Source organism: Lachnospiraceae bacterium oral taxon 500, from assembly GCA_002999035.1.
Classification (GTDB): Bacteria; Bacillota; Clostridia; order Lachnospirales; family Vallitaleaceae; genus W11650.
Genome location: CP027241.1, coordinates 394994 through 410965 on the forward strand (window position 1 = coordinate 394994; position 15972 = coordinate 410965).

The following is a 15972-nucleotide window of genomic DNA, read 5'->3' on the forward strand; positions in this document are numbered from 1 at the left end:
TCAGTTTTGCGGTAAATGAATTGCTGTATGCATTTTTTGTTTTGCTGACAATGCTATTTTATCAATTCAGCTGCCGCTTATCACGGAAAAAAAGTTGCGAACCCCTTATTTCTATATCAAACATCTTCGGTTTCGTGCTTGAAAAATTCATATATTTCCTGTATGATTTGAATTAGATATCCTAGGGATAGTATCTAATTGATGATCTCTCGGAAGCCTGAGTAATGATGCCAATGAAACTCTGGCGAGGAGGGTTATTTATGAAAAAGATTAGCTGTTTGTTTTTTGCTCTTGCAATTTTGTTATCTGATGTGATGTGTGCAGTTGTTGCTTTTAAATATGCTAAAATGCTTTGGGGTATTAAAAATGCAGGATATAGCGCACCTGCCGCTACTGCTCTTTTATGGGCAATTCCTTTTTTAATCGGTATAGTTGCATGTATTATTATTGCAGTAGTAGCAAGAAAAAAATAGTTATGAATAATGCTCGCAACTTTTTTGCTTGATTAGTCTTGCTTTGATTAGATCCACAAAATGGGCAGGCGCCGTCACCTTCACCATCGGGCCAAATGACAATATTCTGATGACCATTTCGGTTTCATCCTCCACATCATAGGTAACTCTTACCTTGTATCGACTGTCATTTAGCCTCTCCGCCTGCTTTTCAAAATGCGCAAAATGCAACAGCACTCGTTCCAAAGCATTTCGATCATCAACCAACTCCAGTTCTACCGTTCTGCTTTTGGGTCGCCGCTTCCAGGCCGAACTTTTGTCATAAGGTTTATCATACGGCTTGGCATTTACTATCCGCCCCAGGTTGATGATTCCGCCATATCTGCTCCCTGACCCGATTAACCGGAATTTATCATCCTTTTCCGAGTATTCTATATATTCCGGCATCAGCACCAACTGAATCAGCCTGCCCCTGTGATTTATCGTCTCAATCCGCAACGGAACCCGATTCCGCACCGCAGCAAGTACCAGCCGAAAGTTTCTGATATAGTCCGCATCGGTATACGGATCACCGTCCGAATACTGGTCAAAAATAAGAATATCCTCCTGCTGAAAAAGCGGCTCTACTTCCGGCCAAGGAATCTCTTCATCCGTAAACAGCTTGATGCGCGGATCAGCAAATATGGCTTTCAGCCAGCGTTTTTCCCGCTCTAAGCGTTTATGAATATGATCTTCCTGTGCGTCATATCTGACTGTAAACTCGACATGCTCCAGCCGGCTGCCCGCCGGACTTTGAGTGCTGACACCCCACATATAGGCAAGCATGCCGTCCAGTTTCCTGCGAAGCTGATCAAACCGAGCGCAAATATCACCCGGCTTAACCGCAGCAATGTTATCGATCCGAAAAGATGTAATCCGCTTAAAACGCGGCGTATATGCCATCAGATACTGTCTCCCGCTTTGAACACTAATCATAATACGAAGCGGTACAACATGATTTTCCGTAAGCCTGTCTTGATGGCGATTAATTATTTCCAGCGCAATCTGCCTTTTTTCGGACATGGTAGCAAATAACAAGCATACTATTTCGCTGTCCATTGCGCCGGTTATATAATGATGCTTAAAGGCAAAATGCTCGTCATGAGCGCCTTCTCTATCCAGCAGATACGAGCCGATCACGCCGCAGGGCGACACCTCCGAGAAAAAATCCAGAATATCCGGACGGCCGATATTTCCTGTTTCTGCCCGCCGGTAATACATGGTTTTCCCACGTTTTTCTGAAACGATGATACCTTCGGCTATGTACTCATTCAGCTTTCTATCCGGCGCCGCTCGTTATCGTAGGAACGAGCACTTTTGCGGGTATATTCGTCACGGCTTTTAAAGCCATAAACATAGAACTCCCGCATATAGTCGCGAATACGGTTGAAGTTCTTGATCAGCTCGCTGTACGGCATGCCGGTTGCCTCCCTCTCACCTAAAATAACGAATCAAGAATTGATTTTGGAATGCACATCATAACTGTCCGTTCCGGATCGACTACCTGACAAAATTTTAAGTCGCCGACGGCACTGAGCAGCATACCGGCATCATTAAAGGACAAGCCCAGCTTTTTCTGCACGATCTCATTCATGATCCTGACCGCATGAAATACAGCTTTTTCAATGTGCTCATGGGAATAAATAACACCGCAGATATCCTCATTTTCCAGCATTGGCGTTTCAATCGTGAGACCTTTGATGACAGACAGCCGCACTTTGACATCGGCTGCAATCTCAACTCCGCTGACCATCACTTCTCCGTCTCCCATGGCCGCATGCACATCGCCTAAAGAAAAAATCGCCCCATCATGAAATACAGGGAAATAAAGGGTTGCACCTGCCGCAATTCGTTTATTATCCATATTTCCGCCATGATTACCGGGGGTACCGCAATTTACCGCTCCCTTTTCGGGAGCTACCCCTATCACCCCGATCATCGGATTGATAGCAAACACAATTCGGTCATTAAAATGAACCTTTCCGTTTTCCACTTTTAGACGCTTGACCGACTCCTCTGTAATCAGTGAGCCCAGCACACCATTATCCGGCAGGGCACACATGACTCCCTGCTTTCCAAGTGCAATTTCCAGAATTTCAACCTTGAGTACATCACCGGCTACTGCATTTTTGACATAGACCGGGCCGGTCGCCGGATTGATGCAATCCCAGTTCAAATTGCCAATGGTCGAGCCGGCTTCATCCAGCTGGTTGTCAAAGCAATCATGGGTCCGAAAAATCAGAGTTTCTCCATCCTCAACCTGTGCCACACATTCATTGGTGCCATCAAAGGCAAATATCATTTTGTTTTCGATTATTTTCATCGCCGGTTTCCTTTCTGCCAACCTGTCTTTTAATTGCCGACAAATTCCGCCACCACCTGATTAAATTTATCCGGTTCTTCCCAAAACAGCATATGTCCGGATTCCTCAAAGAAAACCGTTTTGGCACCCTTAATATTTTCACCGACCCAGGCACTGCCCTGCCAATCAAAGACCTTGCTTTGTCTGGCTACGCAAACCAAAGCCGGAACATCAATCCGTTTGACAAAATCCCGCCAGTCTAAATTGGTATGGTCTCTCATAATCTCAATTGCCACTGTGGCCGGACAATTTAAAATTTCAGTTGATAAAAATTGCAGCTCATCCTCTGTCGGCTGACGGTGCATACATCCATAGACCGTACCAACCGCACAATCTTTATGGGCATATTTTAAGTCGGCGCATAAGCGAATAAACATTTCCACATCATAACAGCCATTTTGCCCCCAAGCCCAATCCGGGCCGGTATATTGAAGCGGTGCCTGATCAACACAAATCAGCTTCCGGATTCGGTCTTTGCCAAATAATTCCAAGTAACTCCATAACACGGCGCTGCCCATGGACCACCCCAGCGCCGTAACATCTTCCAGTTCCAAATGATCCAGTAAGTTTTTCACATCCATTGCATAGCGGGCAATCCGATGTCCATGATCAACCTTTTCCGATTGACCATGCCCTCTGAAATCCATTAAAATTACTTTGCAGGTCCGAGACAGCGCTTCCGCATTTTTATCAAAAAATCTGGTTGAACATGTCCAGCCCGGCAGCAGCAATAGTGCCTTTCCCTCCCCTTTTACCTGATAATAAATTTGGACACCATCATTTGTTTGCAAAACAGCCATTTGGAATCTCCTTTCTGGATTCAATTTATTTTACTTTTCCTTTTGAATTGCCTCCCACACATTTAGATATGGCGCTTTTTTATCATTCGGAATATTACCCAGCCGCCAGATGGAAATATTTCTTACCCCAAACATCTTGGCCAATTGGATCTTCGCCACTATACTTCTGGAATCCTCATACCATAAGATGTTTTCTGTCCCGTCTTCCGTCAAATAAGCCGCTCTCGGACTGCTGTACTGCTCCTGAAAAGTAATCTCTGCGTTTGGCTTGGTCAGTGCTGCCGTAATTTTATCATAGGTCGGCTGAAAAGCACTTTGATTGATGACTTTTCCATTTTTTCTCTGCCACTGCACAGAGGCAAAGGACACTTGCAGCATAACTTTATTGATATCTTCCACTCCGGTATTCTTATCCGTTATAAAGCGCAGGGCATTATAGATCTTATCCAGTGGTGCTAACGGAGTTAAAGTATATCCCTGCTCGGCTTCGGACGGTGTCAATGTCTTGGCATAATAATCATGCGCCATTAATATCACTCGATCGGCAATCTGTCCGATTTTGCGAAAATCATAGCCGTCAAAATAGGCAATGCCTTCTTTTCTTTGCGGATGAACCGCGACCAGCAAACGTTTCCCGTTTAACGCAACTTTTAAATTATTTAAAAAGCTCACAAATTGCGCCTTCTTTGCCTCGCCTTTCATTTCCTCAAAATCAATGGTCACTCCATCCAAGTTCAATTTAGCCGCTGAAATCTCCTCCACAATCTGCTTGATCAGCTTGGCCTGTTCAGACGGCTTCTCCAAAAAGACAGTTAAATTGCCGGCCTCGCCAATTTTGCTGGTATCACTGGCATAAACCATCAAATGCATTTTTACATTTTGGGCTCTGGCTTCGGCTAACACTTGTTCATAGCCGACCGGGATTGCAAAATCATTATCCTTTTCTCTTGAAGTATTAAGGTAATATCCTTTTTGGGCGCTATGCCCCAACCGGCTCCAGCCAAAACTGACGGAATCCAGTCCATTTATAAATTGTCTTTGTCCAAATGAGCGAATGGCATAAAAACCATGCAAATCGCTGATACCGGCATCCAGTTTTCTGGCCATCCGAATCATCATGGCGGCCGCTTCTTCCTTTGTCGCCGTCGCCGTCGGCGCAAAAGTCCGGGGTCCGGTTCCGTTAATAATTCCCAAGTCTTTGGCTACATTAATATAACCTTTAAAGCGTTCTACATCAGAAAAGCTGGGTTCTAAATCCAGTTTGGAAGCAATCTGTCCATAACCCAAAGCCCGTACAATCATAATTGTCATTTCCTGACGGGTAATGGCATAGTCACCGCCAAATGAGCGCTTGGAAACACCCGGATTTTTATCAAACTCCGAGCCGACAGCCATCAATAAACCTTTTGAAACCGCCGTTTCCAGCGGCGCATAATACCAGGCCCCGGTATCAGTGGCATCAGCAAATGTGGGATTGGGCTGCTTCACCAAATCCCATTTCATGAGCCGCACCAAGAAAGTTACGAATTCATAGCGGCTGATTGACTTACCCATCCCAAATTGATTATTGCCGATTCCATCCGTAATACCCCGGTTTCTAAGTTCCTGCACATATTCCGCTGCCCAGTGCTCTGCCGGCACATCTGAAAATGCCTTTGGCTCCGCCGCTGATATAAGATTAAATGATAATAAATTAGAAATTATGCTCAGGGCAGCCAACCAGGCCCCTGTTTTTGTCTTTTTCCTATTTTGTCCTTTTATAGCCAAGTTATCAATCACCGTCTGTTTTCCTTTCTTATGTATTGCCCAATCCTGCTCAATATGCTAATTAATTTGATTATGATCCCTCTCGGATATTGCTTATTTTAATTGTACCATTTTTTAGTTTGATACGCAATGAAAAATGGCCCTGCTGTCACAAACGCAGCAGAGCCATTTTAGTTACTCCTCTTTTATTTCGTTTTTTCACTTTCCGTTTTTTCGCTTTCCATTTTCTCCGGTTGGGGTTGATTCACGCCCATATTCGGTGCCGCATAATTCATCGGATATACCGGCGGATGAGCGTTCATTCTTTCTAAGCGTTTTTTAGCCGCCCGTTTGCTAATCCTCTTAATTAACCAGATTACTATAATAATTATAAGCGCCATAATTAAAAGTGCAAACCAGGAGCGAACCAAAAATATCACCAAACCCTGGAAAAAGTCAACCATGCCGTCAATAGAGTCCCGAAAGGCCGTTTTCACGTCACCTAAGAAGTTATCTTCTTCAATTACTTTTGTTTCTCTGACCTCTCGCAAGTTGATTGACAGAAAATCATATTGAACATCATATTCCAGGTTTTGCAGAGCCGCCTGGCTATATTCCCGGTTGGAAATAATTTCCGCCAGTTCGGTTTCAATGTGAATCAAGGCTTCAATGTCTTCCGTTTTTTTGGACAACTCAATCAAGCGGTCTTCCTTGGCTTTTAAAAGCTCAATATCACGCTTGGTATCACGAATTCGTTTGGTCACGTTTTCCGTGCTCATTTGTTCGTCCACAACCAGTCCAACTTCTGATTTAATGGTATTTACCGCAGTGGCACTGGAGCCTTTGGGAATTCGCAGCATATAGAACACCGACCGATTCCGGTTCCGGTCATAGGTTGTGCCATAACTTGCTTCTACGCTCTCTATATAGCCCTTTAATTCACTGGCCAGCGCTTCAATTTTCTTGACCGATTCATCAAATTCCTTTGTTTCAACACTTAAACGTGTCCGGACAATAAATTGTTCCTTAGTGGGCAACTCAAACTTTCCGCTTGAAAAATCCGCATCCGGTGCAATCTCTTCCTTCGACATTTCCGGCGGCATTGGCGCTTCCATAGCGTTTCCCACCATTTGTTTTGAGTAGTTGTAGTCATAAGAACTCTTGCTGGAACCGCCGCAGCCGGTGGTAATCAGCATCAACCCCATACATAAAACCCATGTCATAAAATAATACCATTTCCGTTTCATGTTACACCCTCCTTTTTTCTTGTACGCTATTTTTTTTACTTTTAAAATAAATACTGCCCGTGTATCCTATAGCGTTACCCTCGATCAAAAAAGTTTCATGAAAAATCCTCACTTTTAAAAGACCATTCCATTAATTAAAACCCGTTCTCAAGATATTTTTCGATAAAATATTTTTGAAAATTTATTCTTTTCTATACTCAACTTTCCCCTGTTCGAAGTCCTTCGCACTTCTGCCCGGGCGGGCGGTCTGCCTGATCGAAAGCTTCGCTTCCTGCCCGGGCGGGCGGTCTGCCTAAAAAAGACTGTTCCAGTTTTGCAGAATATGGGGAAGTTGGGCTTCTATATTTATATTATTTTTATATTTCGATTGTATCATTATTTTTCATAAAAAACAACCCGAATACGCTTCGGGAAGAATTAATTTTCATTTTTTTATATTTCTCTATGGCTTGCCATCACTGCTCCCAAATTAGCGCCAAAAAGCGCCATTTTAATTATCTTGTCTTTCAATTTAGAATAATTTTTATTTACTCCTAATCTATCTACATAAATTTATCTTCCTAATAAGCCAACAATCAGAGCCTGCATCGCCGCTGCAAACGGTATAATCAAAAATGGAGTTACTACAAAATGTTCCATGATTGCCAAATGCTTCATCCAGTTGCCGAACTCATAATCAGGGTGTCCTTCTGTCCCGGGAATGACGATTTTATCTTTATATTTCCCTTGGAATAGCAGGCAGTCCAACAAAAAGAAATCTCCTAAGTTTAATATGCTCCACTGAATATATCCCATCCAAAAAAGATTCCAAAAGCCCGAGATGTCTGTATGTAAAAGACTCACTACGGAATACACGAAACAAATTCCACAAATGATAATGGTTAGAATGGTATTTATATTTTTCTCTTTTTTTGTCATCTGTTCAGGTGCAGCCTTCTGAATTGCCTTTGGATAAGAATCAAAAAAGTATCTTGGATCAATAAGCACCAAAGCAGCCACTGCGCCGTTAAAAATAGCAGCTATTGCAATTCCATCCATAATTGCTCGCATTACATCCATAAAACACTCTCCTTTAATTATTTCTCCTCTTTTGGAGGCTCCGGTAATTTTTTCGATGATATCCTAAGACAGAAATTATTGATATTGTATCACTTCACGTCTTAATTTTCAAGAAATTATCGCAAGTTTTAAGATGTTATCCGATTCCTTCTTTCGTTTAAGTAACCTGCGCTTATACTTCCTTTAATGATTTCTTCAATGAAAAGCTACTTTGAAACGCTCAATGATGTCCCTTTCTTCAGTGCTTAATTTTGATATAGCATTTCTGACTGCGAAAGTCTCATCTGTGTTTCGACAATCTTTTCGACATCAACGATTGTTTCTACAAAATGTCCATCATAATCCAAAGAGGAAAAAACAGCAAATCTTTTTCAAGATTTACTGCTTAAACGGCCCGATGTCCATCATGGAGTCCCGCTCCGTTTTCATGTCATCGTTTTTTTCCTTCCAATATTCGTCCTCCTTTTTCTGCTCCTCCGGGGTAAGCGGAGCGTCTTCTCCTCCCTCCGGGATTTTGGGTGCCTCGCCGGGAGCAAGCTCCGGGGCTTCTCCTACTTTAGTAGGGGTAAGATTCCAGATGGTATAGAGGTACTTCCCCTTGCTTTCGGCTTGCACCGGCACGGTACACGTAGGTTTTATACGTTCAAATCTCTAATTCTTTTTTACTGCGATATGAATGACCCCGTCCAACTCCGTTTTCAGCGTTTCCACGAAAGACTCTACCGCTTTCAAATCCAGGATTTGTCCCTCATACATGGTTTGTCCGCAGAGCATAGTAAAGTACGTCTTGCCATGGTCATTTCGGGTGATGCAAAAATCCTTGACCTCCGAATAGGGCAGTGAGAATGCATCATTCTCCCCGGTAAACTCCAGCGCGGCGCTACCGGTGTTAAGCTCATAGCGACTTGTAGAAAAATCTTCCCGTTTAATGAGAATCTGCATATTTGCCGCCTCCTTTGCGTTCGTATATTTATATATTATCTGAAACTGCGGCTAATACAATAGGTTATGTCAAAATGGTCATGCCAAATTTACGGCATAGTTTGTGCCATTCTCATTGTAACAGGTTCTATTATATGTTATAATGTTGCCAAACAGAAAGGGGGAATGAGGTCGTATGTTTGCGGAAAGATTTGATACTTTGATGAATATCGCAGAAGTGTCCAACAGTCTTCTTGGGCGAAACATCAATATAAACTCTTCTCACATAGGGCGACTGCGCTCGGGTGCGAGACCTCTGCCAAAAAAGCATGAGTATCTTACTCCCATGTGTTTATATTTAGCCAGGCATATCAAAAAAGATTATCAGATGAATGCATTGCAAAAGCTGACGGGGATCGGAACGGTTGCTTTAAGCGCACCTGATGCTATGGCGTTATATCTGGAACAATGGCTTTTGGAAAAAGAGAGTGATGCCTCAGAGGCAACCGGAAGGCTGATCTCCGGTTTTTCCCGTCTTGCGGCGCAGCCGGTCACTCTTCCTGAAAAAAAGGATATGAATGATATTTCGCAAAAGTATGCATCCTATCTTTACGGAAATGCCGGAAAAAGAAGAGCCGTAGAACAGTTTTTCCTGATGATCCTCAAAGAGGAAAAACCGCAGACACTTCTGCTTTTTTCCGATGAAAATATGGCCTGGCTTTATGAAGATGCCGCTTTTGTATTGCGCTGGACAGAACTTTTTACACAGGTGCTTCTAAGAGGAAACCGGGTGCGGATCATCCATACCGTATCCCGGAACATGAATGAAATGCTGGAAGCCGTCACGAAGTGGATTCCCATTTATATGACAGGAATGGTCGAGCCTTACTGCTATCCCAGACTGCGGGACGGCTTATTTCAGCGGACTCTTTTTATCGCACCGAATACAGCCGCTGTCATTTCCTCTTCCGTACAGCAGGAGACGGACGGAATGCTCAACCTCTTTCTCACCGATCGGGCGGCAGTGGATGCACTGGCAACAGAATATGAACGTTATTTTGCATTTTGCCGCCCCGTCATGCGGATTTTTACCGAGCAGAATCCAGATGTTTTTCAAAGCACGGCAGAAAGCCTTACTATGGCAGAGGGAAATGCTTTCCTGTGCTGCACAGTGCCTCCTCTTTTTGCTATGCCGGAAAAACTCGTCCGGAAACTGTCAGAACAAGCCGGAGACGATACCCTAATTCTGCAATGGAAGCACCGTCTTTCCCTATTCCGGAAAAGTATAAAACAGCAAAGTCTCACCGTGGTACTGCCTGATCCGAAATCCACCATTCGCACGCCGGTTGAACTTCGATTGCCTATGAGCGAATTGTTCTCCGACCGTGTTTTTCCTTACGAAAAGGAACAGTATCTCATGCATATAGAGCACCTGAAATATCTGGAACGCCGCTACGAGAACCTAAAGGTACATATTGTCAGTGCATTTCCAGACAATACGCTGCTCTATGCGAAAGAAGATATGGGCGTAATCATGGAAAAAACAGACACACCTAAGAAAGCATTCGTGATAAATGAACGAAACATGATCAATGCTTTTTACGATTACATAGAAAAGCACATACTGGCCTAACGATTCGTTAGAAAGGACGCTCTGCAACCAAGTTGACATTGATGTTGATCATTTTCTGCTTCATATTTTTAAATTCTCCTTTCCGGTTTTTGAATTTTTGACAACAAAAAAGGAAGTATCGGCTATTTGCTTTTACTTCCTTTTAGTGATTTTATTGGATGAATTTGATTTATTCCCAAAACTTATCTTCCTCATCTTGTTTTTCTGCGAAAGTCCAAACTTCTTGTATCTTGCCGTTCTCTATTCTAAATAGATCAATCCCCGGATCATTTAGTTTTTCTTCTCCTCTTTCTGCTAAAGAAACAACACTGGCAGCCACAAAACAGTCATTGCTTGCGGCCCAATTTGTCATAACTTTAAATGTTCCGTTGCTTCTCTTTGCAAATTCACTCAAACGCTCTCCTAATGCCTGTTTCCCAACTACCACACCGGAAAGTGGACTCTCTCCTCCCATATGCCATACAATATTATCCGACATCGTTTCAAAAACCGCTCCAAAATCTCCTTTCAATAATGCTTTCGTGTAAGCATGAAACACTTTCATAACTTCATTTTTCATAGCTGATCTCCTTTCATTTTTTGAGAAATGATTTTCTCTTGCTATCATTATACTTTTTTAGTCTTGATTTTAGAAGTACGAACATTTATAATACATAGTATCTAATACGGTACTATAATTATCTAAGGAGGTCACAATGTCAACTGTTTATGATAGATGTCCCTATGTTACTACTCAAAAAGTTTTACAAGGAAAATGGGCAATTGTAGTTTTATATCATCTAAGCACAGGTACGAAAAGATTTAGTGAACTTGAAAGGTTAATTCCTGATGTTACTCGAACTGTATTAACAAGACAGCTTCGTCAATTGGAACAAGACAAACTAATCGTTAGAAAAGTTTTTCCGGAAATACCTCCCCATGTTGAATATTCTTTGAGTACATTAGGCACTAAGTTCCAAAGAGTATTAAATGAAATAGAGGTCTTTGGTTTGGATTATATTGCTGAACTTAACAAGTCTAAAAATATAAAGAGACATTAGACATAACCTGTCTTATCCGCTTAAATCTGAGGCGCGCTGAAAATCTCCGTATAAACCAGTTTGCCATTTTCTCTGGCTGATTTCATCAGCGATATTTTTTCTACCTTCATTTTTGCATCAGGAAGCTCCAATTTCGGAACATCTCCTTCTACCTTTCTGGCTAATGTAATGTGTGCTTTAAAAGGTTTCCTGTCATAATCAATTTTCGCCTTATCCAGTTCAATTTTTATGCTTTTTGAAAGTTCGCTTAACGCCTGATTTTTCTTGATTACCACCCAAATCATGTCCCGAAAGTTTTGAACCTCGGAAACGCTCAGCACAAATGGCTGAAAATTCACTCTTTTAAGAGCCGATTTTATTTGATCAACTTGCTGCGTTTCACCGATAAAACAAAGCGTTAAATGCAAATTTTCATCTAAGGTAAAATTCCCTTCGACTCCTCTTTGCCTTAATTGATGCTTTAGGTCAATAAAATGATTTTTAAAGTCCGGCGAAAATGTTATTGCAATAAATAGTCTCATAATACCTCCATTGAATATAAAGCAAGATTTTCACATCGTCTGATCCCCGTGCAAAAAAGCACCCGCTTCAGCAAACCGCCAAAGCAAGTGCTTCTTTCATCGGTTATATAATTTTTATAGATTCGCCAAAGCACAAAGCATCCTCTGATCTTTGTGCTTTGGTCTCTGCTGTTTTTAATCCAAGAACCGATTAGTACAGCTTTGCCCCTGCCGGAATATGCGGATCCACCATCAACAGATGAAGCTTTTCCTCGCCTTCTTCTTCGTGGACGGCGCTGATCAACATACCGCAGGATTCGATTCCCATCATTGGCCGCGGCGGCAGATTGGTGATGGCAATACAAGTCTTTCCCAGCAGTTCTTCCGGCTCATAAAAGTTATGAATACCGCTTAAAATCGTTCTGTTTACACCTGTTCCATCATCTAAGGTAAACTTTAAGAGCTTCTTGGACTTGGGCACCGCCTCACATCCCAGAACCTTTACCGCTCTAAAGTCGCTCTTGCTGAAAGTTTCAAAATCAACACAGTCTTCAAACAAAGGTTCGATTTTTACCTTGGAAAAATCAATTTTTTCCTCGCCAGCCGGTACAACCGAATCTGCTTCAAAAACCTTCCCCGTCTCTCTCTTTTCGCTCTTATTGCCGTCGATATTTTTCATCGTCGGGAACAGCAACACGTCCCGAATCGACTGAGCATTGGTCAGCAGCATAATCATCCGATCCATGCCGATACCCAAACCGCCCGTCGGTGGCATTCCGTATTCCAGCGCCGTGATAAAGTCATCGTCAATCCGGTTGGCTTCTTCATCACCGGCTGCCCGCAGACTTTCCTGATACATAAAGCGTTCCTTTTGGTCAATCGGATCGTTTAACTCGGAAAAAGCATTGGCATGCTCTCTGGTTAAAATAAAGAGTTCAAACCGCTCCGTATAGCCCGGTGCATCAACCTTTTTCTTAGCCAGCGGCGAAATCTCAACCGGATGATCCATAATAAAAGTCGGTTGCACCAAATGTTTCTCGGCATATTCTTCAAAGAAAAGATTTAAAATCTCACCCTTTTTGAAATGCGGCTGAAATTCAATATGCTTTTCCTTGGCCAGCGCCCGCGCCTCTTCATCACTTCCGATTTCATCAAAATCAATTCCGGCATACTGCTTAACCGCGTCTTTCATGCTCAGACGAGCAAAGGGCTTCCCTAAGTCAATCTCCACATCGCCGTAAGTAATCACCGTCGTGCCCAGCACACGTCTGGCCGTCTCTCGGAACAGTTCCTCCGTCAAATCCATCATCCCCTGATAATCGGTATATGCCTGATATAATTCCAGCAAAGTAAACTCCGGATTATGCCGAGTAGAAATACCCTCGTTTCGGAAAACCCGGCCGATTTCATACACCCGGTCAAAACCGCCGACAATCAGGCGCTTGAGCGGCAGCTCTAAGGATATCCGCAAGTGCAGCTGCATATCGAGCGCATTATGATAGGTATTGAAAGGCTTGGCCGCCGCGCCGGAAGGAATCGTCATCAAAATCGGTGTTTCCACCTCTAAAAAGTTCTTTTCTTCTAAAATATTGCGCACCGTCCGAATAATTTCCGAGCGCTTTCTAAACGTATCTTTTACCTCCGGATTAACAATCAAATCCAAGTACCTCTGGCGGTAACGAATATCCGTATCCTTTAAGCCGTGAAACTTTTCCGGCAAAATCTGCAAACTCTTGGACAACAGCGTCAGCTTTTCCACCCGCACCGAAATCTCACCCTTATGCGTCCGGAAAACACAACCGGTTATGCCGATGATATCGCCCAAATCCAACTCTTTAAAGCTCTGATAAACTTCCTCGCCGACAATATCTTTTTTGATATATAGCTGAATCCGGCCGTCCTTATCCTGCAAATCACAGAACGAAGCCTTACCCATTGTCCGCTTGGTCATCATCCGGCCGGCTAAGGTTACTTCCTTTTCCTCAAAGCTCTCAAAATTATCCTGAATTTCTTTGCTGTAATTGGTAACGGTAAACCGGGTAAGCACAAACGGATCTTGTCCGCTCTCCTGCAATGCCTTTAATTTATTGCGGCGAATCTGAAACAATTCCCCCAATTCTTCTGCGCTGACCGGCTCTCTGTTTTCCATATTATTATTTTCCATGTTTTACTCCTTTTTATTCAGTATTTCCGCTTGCCGCGTATTGCTATCAGTATACCAAATCCAACCACATTTTTCAAATGATTTTTGCAAACAGTTCAGGCAAGCAGGTATGTGTACCAAAGATGCTGGCGGAGAGTTTACTCTCCAAAAGCATCTCATGCTTAAATTCCTATTTGCGTGAGCAAATACACGGATAATTCGCTTACAGCGAATTATCCGTGCTGCTTGTCTGAACTGTTGAAATTTGAAAGTTTGCCCGCAAAACTCACAACCGATTTCCATACTTTTGACATTTATGTCATTAACTACGAAAAATCTTGTGCGCATAGCAAAAGGGCTGTTGCAAAATAGAGATTGCACAAAATGTGGCGGCATTTCAGCAGAATGCCATCATATAACCTGTGTAAAACTCTTAAAATGCAACAGCCCCTTAATAAGTCAACTTTCCCATGTTCGTTCAAACAATTTTTACAAACATAAGCGAACAGCACTTCCATCAAGGCAGGACACCCACCAGCCCAAAAGACTGCATCTTTCGGCGCAGACACGAACGGAATGTGATTTGTTTACTGATGAATCTTTAAAACCCTGACCTTGACTGTTCCGTTCGGGGTGCTGAATTCAACGATCTCATTTTCCCTTGCACCGATTAACGCCTTGCCCATCGGCGATTCATTGGATATCTTATTGGCCAGCGGGTCGGCTTCGGTCGAACCGACAATGGTAAAGTCAATTTCCTCGTCAAACTCCATATCGTAAACTAAAACTTTAACGCCAACGCTGACTACACTGAGATCAACCTCATCTTCATCGATCACTTCGGCATTTTTGAGTATTTTCTCAATCTGGACAATCCGTGCTTCAATCTCACCTTGCTCATCTTTCGCTGCATCGTATTCGGCATTTTCCGACAAATCACCCTGCTCTCTGGCTTCCTTAATCTTAGCCGCAATCTCCTTGCGCTTAACCAGCTTCAGGTTTTGCAATTCTTCTTCCAACGCTTTCAATCCGCTATACGTCAGTATCTTTTTCTCTAAAGTCCTCAAATGCGTACTCCTTCTACTTTTCCTCAACCATCAAAATCGAAAAGAGCCTGCCAAACAAGCTCTTGTCCTCTCTGTTACGTATTTTGGTATTATAGCCCATTGCCTGCCGCTTGTCAAGCGATTTTATTCCATTTGCGCAAAGGCGGCTATTAAAATTAAAGCCTCTCTATTTTCTATTTTTTATAGAGAGGCTTCATAAACTCATTCAAACTCTACTCTTTCTCCAAAAACCGTTAAAAACTTTTCTGTTAAAGCTTTGCTGTCCGCTTCAATATTTGGAATCTCCGGAAACAATAGTGCCATATCTTCCGCTTCTAAATGAACCCGCTCTTGATATTGATTTAGTTGCCACCAGCCATCCAATTTTTGCCACATATAAGCACGATACAAAGTACAGCCACAAACCGCAAGCTCTTCGCCGCTGACCGTCAGCTTGTCAAACCGGAACGGCGTTTTCACAAAAACATAGGCTAAATTATCCTCCTCATAAACCTTAGAAAAACGCTTGTCCGCCGGCTGCACATTCCCTAAATTCTTCTTCTGATTTTCCAAAAAAGAATGGTATAATTTTTGTCCCTCATCTGCATTGGCTTCCAGTATCTGACTTAATGAAGTCCTCTGTTCTTCTGCTTCCCGGCCTGCAATCGAAAAGATTTGACTGCTGTCCAATTCCAAACAAGCCTTTTCCAAAAACTTTTGCTTGCTGCCCTCGGCAAATGAAATCTGAATGAAATCTTGTTCTGCTATGGAATCTCCTTTTGACGCTATTTCAATCATCTTTTCCAAGTGCTTCGTCTGTTCTAAAACCGTCGGCCTTTTCTCCTGACAGGCCGCAACCGATAGTGCCGCTAAAATCAAGACAAGTACCGAAAAATATTTAATAATACTATTTCTTATTAAATTCCTCAGCATATTCTTTTCCTCCCTAGTAAAGCAGCTCTGCTATATTGAAATATTTTCGTT

15 protein-coding genes and 1 pseudogene are annotated in these 15972 nt (G+C 42.7%); 3 read left to right on the plus strand and 13 right to left on the minus strand.

Translation table 11 applies throughout. The features are described 5' to 3' along the window. Positions 1–260: 260 nt before the first annotated feature. The gene (locus tag C3V36_01915) at positions 261–473 is read left to right on the plus strand and encodes a hypothetical protein (protein ID AVM68119.1); all 213 of its coding nucleotides are present in this window, start codon (positions 261–263) and stop codon (positions 471–473) included. Here C3V36_01915 and C3V36_01920 read toward each other — a convergent pair. From C3V36_01920 to C3V36_01955, 8 genes and pseudogenes are all read right to left on the minus strand, one after another. Further along, positions 474–1909: pseudogene (locus tag C3V36_01920) on the minus strand (hypothetical protein). It lies immediately after the preceding gene. Positions 1910–1929: 20 nt separating this feature from the next. Next, positions 1930–2814: an acetamidase gene (locus C3V36_01925; GenBank protein AVM68120.1), complete on the minus strand. Its 885-nt coding sequence runs from the start codon at positions 2812–2814 to the stop codon at positions 1930–1932. A gap of 29 nt (positions 2815–2843) precedes the next feature. Then, on the minus strand, positions 2844–3653 hold the full coding sequence (locus tag C3V36_01930) for an alpha/beta hydrolase (GenBank protein AVM68121.1): 810 nt from the start codon (positions 3651–3653) through the stop codon (positions 2844–2846). Positions 3654–3683: 30 nt separating this feature from the next. Next, positions 3684–5432 (minus strand): hypothetical protein, encoded by a 1749-nt coding sequence (locus C3V36_01935; protein AVM68122.1) that lies wholly within the window; start codon positions 5430–5432, stop codon positions 3684–3686. 173 nt (positions 5433–5605) lie between these two features. After that, positions 5606–6646, minus strand: a complete 1041-nt coding sequence (locus tag C3V36_01940) for a hypothetical protein (protein AVM68123.1) — start codon at positions 6644–6646, stop codon at positions 5606–5608. 552 nt (positions 6647–7198) lie between these two features. Next, complete coding sequence (locus C3V36_01945) at positions 7199–7705, minus strand: hypothetical protein (protein AVM68124.1); 507 nt, start codon at positions 7703–7705, stop codon at positions 7199–7201. A 378-nt stretch (positions 7706–8083) separates the two neighbouring features. Further along, positions 8084–8326, minus strand: coding sequence for a hypothetical protein (locus tag C3V36_01950; protein ID AVM68125.1), 243 nt, complete (start codon positions 8324–8326; stop codon positions 8084–8086). 30 nt (positions 8327–8356) lie between these two features. Then, positions 8357–8647, minus strand: a complete 291-nt coding sequence (locus C3V36_01955; GenBank protein AVM68126.1) for a hypothetical protein — start codon at positions 8645–8647, stop codon at positions 8357–8359. Between the two features lie 325 nt (positions 8648–8972). On the opposite strand from C3V36_01955, the gene C3V36_01960 reads away from it, so the two are divergent. After that, positions 8973–10259: a hypothetical protein gene (locus C3V36_01960; GenBank protein ID AVM68127.1), complete on the plus strand. Its 1287-nt coding sequence runs from the start codon at positions 8973–8975 to the stop codon at positions 10257–10259. A gap of 169 nt (positions 10260–10428) precedes the next feature. On the opposite strand, the gene C3V36_01965 is transcribed toward C3V36_01960, so the two are convergent. Next, on the minus strand, positions 10429–10818 hold the full coding sequence (locus tag C3V36_01965; protein ID AVM68128.1) for a nuclear transport factor 2 family protein: 390 nt from the start codon (positions 10816–10818) through the stop codon (positions 10429–10431). 136 nt (positions 10819–10954) lie between these two features. Here C3V36_01965 and C3V36_01970 point away from each other — a divergent pair, with 136 nt between their 5' ends. Continuing rightward, positions 10955–11299: a transcriptional regulator gene (locus C3V36_01970; protein AVM68129.1), complete on the plus strand. Its 345-nt coding sequence runs from the start codon at positions 10955–10957 to the stop codon at positions 11297–11299. 20 nt (positions 11300–11319) lie between these two features. Here the strand turns inward: C3V36_01970 and thpR are convergent, their stop codons facing one another. The 4 genes from thpR to C3V36_01990 all read right to left on the minus strand — a co-directional run bounded on the left by thpR (position 11320) and on the right by C3V36_01990 (position 15921). Then, entirely contained in the window at positions 11320–11820 is a 501-nt protein-coding gene (gene thpR, locus C3V36_01975; protein AVM68130.1) for an RNA 2',3'-cyclic phosphodiesterase, read from the minus strand. 190 nt (positions 11821–12010) lie between these two features. Further along, positions 12011–13948 (minus strand): lysine--tRNA ligase, encoded by a 1938-nt coding sequence (lysS, locus tag C3V36_01980; protein ID AVM70403.1) that lies wholly within the window; start codon positions 13946–13948, stop codon positions 12011–12013. Between the two features lie 581 nt (positions 13949–14529). Then, entirely contained in the window at positions 14530–15009 is a 480-nt protein-coding gene (locus C3V36_01985) for a transcription elongation factor GreA (GenBank protein ID AVM68131.1), read from the minus strand. A 201-nt stretch (positions 15010–15210) separates the two neighbouring features. Next, the gene (locus C3V36_01990; GenBank protein AVM68132.1) at positions 15211–15921 is read right to left on the minus strand and encodes a hypothetical protein; all 711 of its coding nucleotides are present in this window, start codon (positions 15919–15921) and stop codon (positions 15211–15213) included. Positions 15922–15972 lie beyond the last annotated feature (51 nt).